The sequence below is a fragment of the Photobacterium sp. R1 genome (assembly GCF_054600795.1).
Window position 1 is genome coordinate 215,666 of record NZ_BAAHZP010000009.1, and the last position, 10,059, is coordinate 225,724.

Here is a 10,059-nt window from a genome sequence, read left to right on the forward strand (position 1 = left end):
CAATGAGCAGCGTTCATCGGTGTCGCCTTCATGTTTTTGGCTACGGTCGCTATAGTTGTTTGTTATTTGTCGGTATCCGGACAGTTCTGTACGACTTTTGGCAGTTCCACGTGATCTAAACCAACACGCGCACCACAGTAAAATACGTGCCGTGCACAATGGTCGTTTGAGTCGCTTATAGTTAGGCTATTGTTATGAAATGATATTTCAAGATCGCAGCTGATACCATATTCAACCTCATGTTGACTATAGACAAGCTTGTTATCGACTCGTCTCATTTGTAGTGGCCCTTCACTACCTTCAATAGGAGAGCCTAGATAGCAAACATGAAAGTTTGCCCCCCAAATGACCCCTTCCACCCAAAAGTCATCAGCGGCCTTTGAAATCTTTAAATACGTTGACTTCATTTCTGTTTCTTCAGAGACAAAACTGGTTATTTTCTCACTTGTCAGATAGCAACCTTCAATAGACTTCGCTTGCACCAAAGGCATAAATAAAAGCCCGCCTAAAAATAAAAATTTTTGCATATCATCCTAACGACACATCACACTTGTTAAATGGAAAGCGACACAGTAGCCAAGCCTCCAAAAACCATCTTAGACATTTCAACCAACGCACAGTCAAAGACCCCGCGTTGTGACGCCTCTTGAACAGTCTGTCAGACTTCTGTTCTCAAGTCAGCGCAAGTTAACCCTTTCACAAAGCCAAAAATGATATTAATCGTTTTTTGTTGAACCGCACTCAAACCATAGTCGGTTAGATCCATATGCTTCGACGCTGGAATCTCAACAATACAGCTGCCATACGTCTGTTGTTCTGCTTCTGTCGGCAAGACACCTGACTTCGTTGGATATTCTGACGCTCTCACCGAAAGAACTTTCATCTTGTCCGTTTTCGGTAAAGTGACTCTCATATGGTCTAATGTAATTAGTTGATAAATATATTTTTTATTTCCATTGCTTAACCATGTCGAGATATCGCCTCCATTCGAATGCCCAACCAAGGTGAGCTTGTTGAAGTCAAAAGACGGAAAACGCATACCCAGCTCACGCTGGAGGAAGTCCAATGTGTCTGCCCCTCGCTCCCAGTTCTCGATACGAGTCTGATACAAATCACCCGTTCTCGATAATGGCGGATCAGTTGAAAGTTCATGATCTACTGCAACCGTCATATACCCCAAACGATTCAATGTCTCAGAGACGAATTTATACTTTGTAAACGGAACGCGATTTCCAGCACTGATAAAAGCAACATTGCATCGATTTAAGGGAGTACAGTTGTCAGTATTTTTAGGAAACTCAATTTCAACTGGAATGGAACGCTCCCGAGACGAATCCAAAACAACCGTGGTTTTTGCGTTTACCACAAGAGGCAAGATCAAAAGAGATACGCCCAAAAAACGCTTCATACAATATCCTGATTTTAAGAATGTAATCAAAGAAGCCTCACACTGAGCTAATCGGCAACTTATTCAGCCGCAGGCTCGGTATAAGGCATCCCCTTACCTGTCTCCAGGTAATTTTTAAGACTTGCCAGAAAGTGAGTCCAGCCTTGACTGCAAACTTCGAAGCACTCAATTTGTGGGGTCAGACCGAGATGCTCTAAATCCAAACGCGTAGTGGATTCGGATGGACTTGAAAGTTGGAATACGATTGTTGTCCCTATCCACTCGTCCGTTCGTGTCAAACCGGGAACAACTAATTGCGCGTCTATAACACTCCAACAAACCTCCGATTGAGGTCGCAGGGACTCAATACGCATCACTTTGAACGTTTCACCAAACCTTATCGTTATCAGTTCTCCGACGGTAGTGCCTACCTCGCAAGAAGGAGTCCACCATTCAGATATGCCGCGCTGCGTGGTCAAGGCTTCGTAAACATGAGAGACAGGTACAGAGAGAAGTATGCTGTTTTGGTAGTTATTCATAGTATGGCTCCATGATAAATGTTTGTGAGGGGGTCTAACACTGCGTTTCAGTGTGAACAACGCAACCTTCCAACCGAATCCATTGTGCAGTAAACATTAAAGCCAACTCTTATTCAAAATGCCAAACATTTGGAATCATTTTTAAACGCTTTATTAGTCTTTAAAGAGTTCTGGGTAATTCAACACGTCAATCGTTTCTTTACACGCATTAATTATTTCACTTCTTCTATGTTGCGCTGACCAACCGTGAATACGTTCGCAATACCATTTATCTTCAAGTGACGTATATTCAGAAAGTGTTCCCGGATAATCCAACTGAACATTTACCGCATAAATTTGAGAGACGCCGTCTTCTGGAGCTAAGGCACCATCAACGACAGCCTGTGCTAAGACCTTCGCGTACCCCTCTAAAGCAGCTTCCTCATTTGGCCGTACAATACCGAGTTCATTAAGAACAGTATTAAAATAAGCTTCAGCTTCAAATTCATTTACTGGCTTTAAAAGAGAGGCCAATATAGCAAGATGTTCTGTTTCGAAACCTTGCTCCAATAGGTAAATAGCCCAAGACACCTTATATTCGCTACCACCAGAGCACATTGCAGCTAACCCAAGCACTCGATAGGTTTCACGTTTTTGTGATTTATTGAACATGCCTATCCCTTGAACCTAATATCTGCAATCAAACGCCACACTATACCTCAAAAACACACCGAACTTCAAACGAAAATGAATAATCCAGGGCCACCTTAAATATCTTGTGAGGTTTACTGAATTCACTTGAAATTTACTCAGATAAAATTGAATCGAATTTAGTTTGATCTAGATATTTTCCAAAACCAGACATGGTTCGAATCACGTCGCTATTCGTTGACAATTCTTCAACAGCAGCACTTCCAACCAATTGGAATGCACCTTGTATAGCAAGCTTCCCTTCGTGCTGAATCGCAATTTTTGCTTCATTTACGCAATCCTTTGTCAAAAGCCTGGTTATTAGTTCAGCTGCATACTTATTGGCGTTCTCTTTATCTAATTCAATGACATTTGCGTAAGGCTTAATTTCCGGGTACTCTGACATGGAAAAAAATATCCACTTTGCAAGCATCTTCCTCTCTTCACCAGTCATGTTGTCATTCATACAATACCCCAAATCATGAGATGGTTGACTTGCTGATACAGGATAAGTGCCAACAAGCCCTGTCAGCAAAGTTAAAGCAAATACATATTTTTTCATTTTGTTTCCTGAATCTATTTCAAATTAACTTCTGTTCCAACGCTGCTTTCACGGCGACAACGCTATGCCGTGGAAATGAAATCATTGTGCTACAGACACTTAAACCAAATATAACACAAAACCGCCCGGCACTAAGAGTCCCTCTTAAACGCTTTGTTATGTGGATTTGCCTCTTAATCCAATTAAGTTACCAAATGGATTTTCTACTTGGCACATTGAAAGCCCATTTTCTATTTCCATTGAACCTCTGTAGAGTTTTGCACCAAGAGATTCAAAATAAGCCAGTGACTTAGGTGAATTTTTACCGACCAATAAACAACAGTCCCTTTATACCGAAACCAACCTTTTTGTCCGCTTGCACTATTTCAATGAAAAAACCATCTAAATCCAATACTGTAAAATCAAATTCTGAGTGATAGATTGGTGCAGCGTCTGGAAAATCTTTTTGATACCACCCCAGTGCTAGTTTTACGTCAGGAACATAAATGAGAACTGCTGTTGGATTCATAACTACCTCCTGCCACATAACGCTGTATTAAGATGTGATCAATACTGCCACCTAACCTAAACTACTTCGCCTTAAACACAAAAACCAACCTTGAATCAAAAGTGCTAAGTGTTGGAAATCATTCCTACAATGCTTTATTATGAATATTTTTAAATACAATAAGCACAAATTCGTTCGTATAGCTGAAGTCGTTTTGGCATTTCAGGGCTTCTTGATTCTTGAATAGCCTCATCTAGGTCACGCAGAAAACCTTTTCCTGGAGGAAACTTTCCCTGTAATTTATAGTCAAGTAACAGATTATTCCAAAATTCTTTTTTGTCACCATTCATGTAGAAGTTCACAAAATCTTGCATTGCATTATAGCAATCTTGGTTAGTCCATTCTTCGAACTGTTTTTCATTGTACATCTGCTTCCTCGGCTTCTGATGCGTGTCCCATCAAAACGGGGCAAGTCCGGTATCCCACTTAAACGATTCGTATGTATAATAAGCACTCCAAACAGGTCAGATGAGACCCAGACTTTAACTGCAACTGTGTGGTAGTTCGATTAATTATTATCTCCTCAATCGAGAGACCGCTAACAGGTTACAACTCCAGCGCTAGCTTTAAGTCAGGAACATAAATGAGAACTGCTGTTGGATTCATAACTACCTCTTACGGCATAACACTGTATTAAGGTGTGTGATCAACGCTTACCCCTTAGGCACGACAAACTACTTTAAACAAGAAAACTGAATTTAAACCAAAATCGCCAAGCGATAGCGAATCACTCTTAAATGCTTTGTAATGCGCAATTGACTACCTACCAATGTAAATTTCTGTGGCAATCTCACTTACTGCATCCAAAAATTCTTCAAAAGCACTGGTTCTTGCTGAGCCAAAGTCAATATACAGAGTAGTAGTAGTAGTATTGTCATCATTATTTATTTCAGGGTCTGAGATATAGTGAACGCAATCAAAAAGCTCACTTCCATCAATCGGATTTTCCTTAAACCATTTATCAAACCACTGCTTTACTGGAACCAAGTCTTCCAGATGGTTAGAAAACGTTACTGCCACATAATCCCACTGAAAAGGTGACAAATTAACCATAAGTGAATTATTCCACTTGAAACTAAATGCCTCAAAAGACAACATGCTTTCAACGTCAAAGTTTAGTGCTTCTATACTTTCCCCGACTACAGCGACATCAACCCTAGCCCCAACGTCTAACAGCCCTTCAGTAACGATTTGTCCTTCTGAATTACGGTATGCTGGCTCGACAATAACTTTATGCGAATCGCTCAATTCTTCCAATTTATGAATAAAGTTAGAAACATATTGTTCTCTAACGTTATCCAACAGTTCACCAAGTCCCATCTATAACAATACCTCTTATTTACTTAAATTAGCTCTTGAGCCCAACGAATAACATAGACTCCCCTCTTCAGGCTTTGCCACACTTGGTTAGTCTGATTCCGCAATCACCAGAAGCCACCATGTCAATATCTGTCTATGGAATTAATTTAAAAAATATAGCTTCCAGTATCCGCGGCGAAGATCATTAAGATGATATCTTAATCCACAAATGAATCATGCGAAAAAAGCCTGCCAACATTTCCCAATAACCCTCATTCAGTCATTGGGATGCAAGCCTGTAAGGCTTCTCATTATTGGACCAGAGAGCAGAGAAAACTCGTACAGACATCCAAGATCACAGCATCAAAAGATTTAGCACCTTTCAGAGCTGGTGCCAAAAAAAATCTCAATAACGTATTGGTAATTTGCACCGCTGTCACTCGTATTCCAACACGATTCGTTCGAATCAAATCGGTCGACCAACAAGCAAAGATAATTTTGCTTCGTAACCGTGAGCATTGGTACCAAGAACGGACGGCATTGATGAATCAGCTCTGTGTCATGCTGGTGAGTCTGACATCATCGCCCCAAGGGACACCACTTAATACAAGCCGCTAATTTCAGAAGCGCTCGAAGATGGTGGCTACCTACACCCAGAGCTAGCCAGAACGTTCACTCTGATTGACTCGAGGGTTTTATCATTATAAATCATTTTGTTGCAGATCAAGAACAATGCTGCGTTATGCTGGGTTCAAAGCTATCTGACCTAGAAAATAACAAAAGTTACTTGTATTGGACCAATCACAGCCACCACAGTTATCATCAGCATCGGCAAGAAAGTGCAATTCGGCAATAACCGTGAATTTTCTGCCTGGCTTGGACTGATCCCCAGCCAGTATTCAACCAACGGTTAGCTTGGGCTCGGGCGAATAGCCAAAAATGAAGACCAATATTTGCGAATACTCATAGTACATAGTGCACGCTCTCTGTTCGCCAGCCTCGATGATAAAACTGACCGACTCAGTGTATGGTACAGCAGTTGAGTCGTGAGACGAGAATCCAAACGCGCAATTGTAACTCTCGTGACAAAGAACGTCCGAATCATCTGGCCGTTACTGAGAAACGATACGAAGTAATAACCAATATATAAACCAGGCACATTTTTGTTCAGCGAAGTTACTTGATTTACGGTTCATTGCGAAAGCCAATAATGATGGGAGGCTCAAATCATTTGCGGACACTCTATAATACGGAGGGCACGTTTGATGCCAGATAAAGAATGAGGAACTGCAACAACGTATTGTCTTCAGATCAACGCCATAAAGGCAAGTCAACAGACCAACGTTAAGCGGCAGTCCCAAACCTTATATGGCCCGACATAGTTGTTAACAATCGAAGGGGTTCATGTGGCCGCATTAAGGAGTGAGCAACTTTATCTGACCCACTCCTGTTCATCGTTACACGAAACCCAACCTTGAACTGAAAATGCCAAATGTTGGGTATCTCTCTAAAATGCTATGTTGGACTAATGTCTATTGAGAGTCGTATAAATTCTGCAAAATAGGTAACGCGGCCTTTCTTTGTACTCGACTAGCGCAGCACCTGCGCTTCCAATAACGCTTGTAAAAGCTCCATTAGGGATTGGCAAAAATGTAGTCAAATCGCCTCTCCATTCAGCGTAGTACGTTTTTCCTGCTTCAAAGTTACCTTTAAGTGAGGTGGGTTTAAACCAATTGCAACAGCCAATGATGATATAAGGTTCAGACCTTTTGCGGGAAAACCTGATAATGCGGCGGGCACCTTTGATGCCTTCTAACGAATGAGGAACCGCAACCGCGCAGTGTCATCAGGGTCATGGCATCAATGCCAATCAACAGACCGAATGTAGAGCGGCAGTCCCAAACCTTATAGAACCTGACGCTGTTGTTGACAACCGGGGGAGTCCATGTAGCCGCGTTAAGGGGTGAATGCCGCATAAAGCAACTTTCCGCTGAGCACCTTCACCACCAAAAACCACCGCATACCAAAAATGCCACGCGGCATGAATCCCACTTGAACGCCTTGTTATATTTTTGGTGACACCAGTATTGTTGATATCGAGCCACTGCCATTTATTTTTGTATCAATAGTTTGTGGAGTCCCTAAATACTCAATACGACCGGAACCATTTAATTTTCCAGTTAACTCGGAAGAAACATTGAGTCGAACCGAGCCTGAACCATTAACTTGGATTTTGCCTATTTGAGACTCTAGTGATGTAGCTTCCACATTAGCAGCACCATTTAAGGAAACACTGAAATCGTCAACTCTGCCAAACAAATTTGATGTACCAGCTCCATTTACTACAAGAGTAAAACTTTTAGCTGCCAAATTTGTAATGTCGACCGTTTGCGCGCCATTTAAGGTTAGACTAGACACTGAACCATTGGTTAACTCAAAGATTAAGCCTTCTTTGATTATGACAGCATCTTTAGTGCTAATTTCAAACTTGCCGTTAAAGCAGGTGTATTTCAAAGCGTTCAGTTCTTTAGTGGCACCTTTCACAGTACCAGACGAATCACCACTTGCAATCAGTTTGACTGTCGAAGGCACGTTAATGGTTAGCCTCGTGTAATCACATGCGGGAACTGTGGTTTCTATTGTGTTTTCAGTAGCAAATGTGAAAGAACTACTTATCAAACATACAGATAAAAAACTTATCCTTTTTATATTCATCGATTTTTCCCTAAAAAATATAACGCTTCATTAAGCGGCGCAAAATTGCTGGCTATACTTAGCGACGGAAGAACAAAGCCAGCGTTTTTGCGTCCGTTTAAATGACTTGTTAGGGTTTAGCATATGCGATCCTGTTCCTCAGGTAAGGCATATGCGTCTGAGTGTGTCAGGTGACCATCTTGATCACTTACCCGGTTAAGAGTTTTACCTTTGTGAAATACTATTTGTAATCCATGCTCAGGCTCCCATTCACATTCAGCAAGCAGTAAAACGTATACTTCCTTGTTGCCATAAGGCCTGCGCGAAACACTAACGTAACTCGGGTAGACATACTGCCACACACCTGCTGGATTGAGTATGTTGGGAGGACAGTACTCATCACCAACGGCTTCCTTGAAATCAAGATAGTTTTTATATACGTAGGGTTCAATCTCAGACTTTAATGATTCGTCAAGGCCCATAAAATTCGATATTGCTTCCTCAAACTCATCTGGGCTCTCATCTTCGTCGATATCTTCGATAGTGAATGATAGCTTGTGCCCACCAAGTAAAGGGATTGAAATCGTTTCACTTTCATACCATTCATCAATTTCAGCATGAACCTTTAATTTTCCGATTACTTTGCTTTCCATTTGTAACCTCGATTGTTGAGAGAACCCTAACGAATGACATGGACTCCCCCTACTCAGACTTTGCCACACTTGGAAAGTCTGACTCAGTAATCGCCGGAGGCCACCATGTCACCATCTATCTATGGCATTGATTTAGCCAAACATAGCTTCAGTATCCACGGTGAGGATCATCAAGGCAAGGTATTGATCCACAAAACAATATCGCGGTCTAAAGTCCTTGAAACTTTTGCCAATATTCCACCGGCCATCATCGGGATGGAAGCCTGCGGTGCTTCTCATTATTGGGCCCGAGAGTTAGCAAAACTCGGCCATACGCCAAAGATCATGGCATCAAAATATGTGGCGCCTTTCAGAACGGGTGCCAAAAATGATCTCAATGACGCCGTGGCAATTTGTGTTGCTGTCACCCGTCCTTCAACGCGCTTCGTCCGGATTAAGTCGGCTGAGCAGCAAGCGATTTTACTACTGCACCGGGCGCGTGATCATTGGGTGCATGAGCGAACGGCATTACTCAATCAGATCCGTGCCATGCTGGCCGAGTTTGGCATCATCGCACCCAAGGGACGCCACGCCTTACAAACCGCTATTCCGGAAGCGCTTGAAGATGGCGACAATCAACTCCCGGATCTCGCCAGAGCGCTCATCTCAGACTGTTTCGGGCATTTGCTCATTCTGAATCAACGGATTGCAGACCAAGAACAATGCTTCGATATGCTGGTTTTCCGTAGCCATCAGGCAAAGAAAATCATGAAAGTTGCTGGCATTGGACCAATCACAGCCACTGCGGTTATCGCCAGTATCGGTAAAGGCGAGCAGCTCGATAAAGGTCGTGATTTTGCTGCCTGGCTTGGGCTGGTTCCCAGTCAATATTCAACCGGCGGTAAACCGAGGCTTGGCCGAATCACCAAAAAAGGCGATCGGTATTTGCGAACTCTTCTTGTTCATGGTGCACGCGCTGTGATTGCCGCTCTCGGCGATAAAACTGACCGGCTGAGCTTATGGTGCAAAAGTCTGGTCGAGCGCCGAGGGTTCAAACGGGCGATTGTCGCGCTCGCAGCCAAGAACGACCGAATCATCTGGTCGTTATTGAGAAACGAGACTGAGTATCAACCGATATAAAAATTGAGCATATTTTTGTACAGCGGAGTCACTTGCTTCACCGGGTCATTGCAACAGCCAATGATGATATAAGGTTCAGACCTTTTGCGGGAAAACCTGATAATGCGGCGGGCACGTTTGATGCCTTCTAACGAATGAGGAACCGCAACCGCGCAGTGTCATCAGGGTCATGGCATGAAAGCCAGTTAACAGACCGAATGTAGAGCGGCAGTCCCAAACCTTGTATTACCTGACACTGTTGTTGACAACCGGGGGAGTCCATGTAGCCACATTAAGGTGTGAGCAACGCTACCACCAACACGTACCCATACCACCGTAAACACAAAACCCAACGATGGAATGAAAAATGCCAAGCGTTGGGAATCACTCTTAAATGCTTTGTTAGGCAATTATTCCAACAAGTACGTTAGTAGAAATCTTTCGATATCAGATATCATTACTCTTACATCGTCACGAGAAAACTCATCGTGCTTGCCATGTGCAGCACTATTTCTAATACCTGCAATAGCTGTATGTAGTGGTCAACAAATTCCGGACACAGATTTAAGCCGATTTTCAGCATTAACTGGCGACAACCCATCATTTACTTG

Annotated in this window: 11 protein-coding genes and 1 pseudogene; 2 read left to right on the plus strand and 10 right to left on the minus strand. The window is 42.6% G+C overall.

Translation table 11 applies throughout. From position 1 onward, the window contains the following. Nucleotides 1–62 precede the first annotated feature (62 nt). The 8 genes and pseudogenes from ACYP03_RS16330 to ACYP03_RS16365 all read right to left on the minus strand — a co-directional run bounded on the left by ACYP03_RS16330 (nucleotide 63) and on the right by ACYP03_RS16365 (nucleotide 5,024). Nucleotides 63–527: a hypothetical protein gene (locus tag ACYP03_RS16330; protein ID WP_459781046.1), complete on the minus strand. Its 465-nt coding sequence runs from the start codon at nucleotides 525–527 to the stop codon at nucleotides 63–65. Between the two features lie 131 nt (nucleotides 528–658). After that, nucleotides 659–1,408 (minus strand): alpha/beta hydrolase, encoded by a 750-nt coding sequence (locus ACYP03_RS16335; protein ID WP_459781048.1) that lies wholly within the window; start codon nucleotides 1,406–1,408, stop codon nucleotides 659–661. Nucleotides 1,409–1,467: 59 nt separating this feature from the next. After that, nucleotides 1,468–1,926 (minus strand): SRPBCC family protein, encoded by a 459-nt coding sequence (locus ACYP03_RS16340; protein ID WP_330960256.1) that lies wholly within the window; start codon nucleotides 1,924–1,926, stop codon nucleotides 1,468–1,470. 153 nt (nucleotides 1,927–2,079) lie between these two features. Then, nucleotides 2,080–2,577, minus strand: a complete 498-nt coding sequence (locus ACYP03_RS16345; protein WP_459781050.1) for a hypothetical protein — start codon at nucleotides 2,575–2,577, stop codon at nucleotides 2,080–2,082. 133 nt (nucleotides 2,578–2,710) lie between these two features. Beyond that, the gene (locus ACYP03_RS16350) at nucleotides 2,711–3,157 is read right to left on the minus strand and encodes a hypothetical protein (RefSeq protein WP_459781052.1); all 447 of its coding nucleotides are present in this window, start codon (nucleotides 3,155–3,157) and stop codon (nucleotides 2,711–2,713) included. Between the two features lie 156 nt (nucleotides 3,158–3,313). Further along, nucleotides 3,314–3,665: pseudogene (locus ACYP03_RS16355) on the minus strand (VOC family protein). Between the two features lie 149 nt (nucleotides 3,666–3,814). After that, entirely contained in the window at nucleotides 3,815–4,072 is a 258-nt protein-coding gene (locus ACYP03_RS16360; protein WP_459781054.1) for a hypothetical protein, read from the minus strand. A 391-nt stretch (nucleotides 4,073–4,463) separates the two neighbouring features. Beyond that, nucleotides 4,464–5,024 carry a hypothetical protein gene (locus tag ACYP03_RS16365; protein WP_459781056.1) on the minus strand — a complete coding sequence of 187 codons (561 nt, stop codon included), beginning with the start codon at nucleotides 5,022–5,024 and terminating at the stop codon, nucleotides 4,464–4,466. A gap of 752 nt (nucleotides 5,025–5,776) precedes the next feature. On the opposite strand from ACYP03_RS16365, the gene ACYP03_RS16370 reads away from it, so the two are divergent. Continuing rightward, on the plus strand, nucleotides 5,777–5,917 hold the full coding sequence (locus tag ACYP03_RS16370) for a transposase (protein ID WP_459781080.1): 141 nt from the start codon (nucleotides 5,777–5,779) through the stop codon (nucleotides 5,915–5,917). A 1,150-nt stretch (nucleotides 5,918–7,067) separates the two neighbouring features. Here ACYP03_RS16370 and ACYP03_RS16375 read toward each other — a convergent pair. Then, entirely contained in the window at nucleotides 7,068–7,718 is a 651-nt protein-coding gene (locus ACYP03_RS16375; RefSeq protein ID WP_459781057.1) for a GIN domain-containing protein, read from the minus strand. Between the two features lie 116 nt (nucleotides 7,719–7,834). Further along, on the minus strand, nucleotides 7,835–8,350 hold the full coding sequence (locus ACYP03_RS16380; RefSeq protein WP_459781059.1) for a DUF6985 domain-containing protein: 516 nt from the start codon (nucleotides 8,348–8,350) through the stop codon (nucleotides 7,835–7,837). 105 nt (nucleotides 8,351–8,455) lie between these two features. On the opposite strand from ACYP03_RS16380, the gene ACYP03_RS16385 reads away from it, so the two are divergent. Further along, nucleotides 8,456–9,469 carry an IS110 family RNA-guided transposase gene (locus ACYP03_RS16385; protein WP_459781061.1) on the plus strand — a complete coding sequence of 338 codons (1,014 nt, stop codon included), beginning with the start codon at nucleotides 8,456–8,458 and terminating at the stop codon, nucleotides 9,467–9,469. Nucleotides 9,470–10,059 lie beyond the last annotated feature (590 nt).

Coding starts and splice junctions, on each gene's coding strand:
- ACYP03_RS16330 (WP_459781046.1), bottom strand. CDS start 527: ATGCAAAAATTTTTATTTTTAGGCGGGCTTTTATTTATGCCTTTGGTG.
- ACYP03_RS16335 (WP_459781048.1), bottom strand. CDS start 1,408: ATGAAGCGTTTTTTGGGCGTATCTCTTTTGATCTTGCCTCTTGTGGTA.
- ACYP03_RS16340 (WP_330960256.1), bottom strand. CDS start 1,926: ATGAATAACTACCAAAACAGCATACTTCTCTCTGTACCTGTCTCTCAT.
- ACYP03_RS16345 (WP_459781050.1), bottom strand. CDS start 2,577: ATGTTCAATAAATCACAAAAACGTGAAACCTATCGAGTGCTTGGGTTA.
- ACYP03_RS16350 (WP_459781052.1), bottom strand. CDS start 3,157: ATGAAAAAATATGTATTTGCTTTAACTTTGCTGACAGGGCTTGTTGGC.
- ACYP03_RS16360 (WP_459781054.1), bottom strand. CDS start 4,072: ATGTACAATGAAAAACAGTTCGAAGAATGGACTAACCAAGATTGCTAT.
- ACYP03_RS16365 (WP_459781056.1), bottom strand. CDS start 5,024: ATGGGACTTGGTGAACTGTTGGATAACGTTAGAGAACAATATGTTTCT.
- ACYP03_RS16375 (WP_459781057.1), bottom strand. CDS start 7,718: ATGAATATAAAAAGGATAAGTTTTTTATCTGTATGTTTGATAAGTAGT.
- ACYP03_RS16380 (WP_459781059.1), bottom strand. CDS start 8,350: ATGGAAAGCAAAGTAATCGGAAAATTAAAGGTTCATGCTGAAATTGAT.
- ACYP03_RS16385 (WP_459781061.1), top strand. CDS start 8,456: ATGTCACCATCTATCTATGGCATTGATTTAGCCAAACATAGCTTCAGT.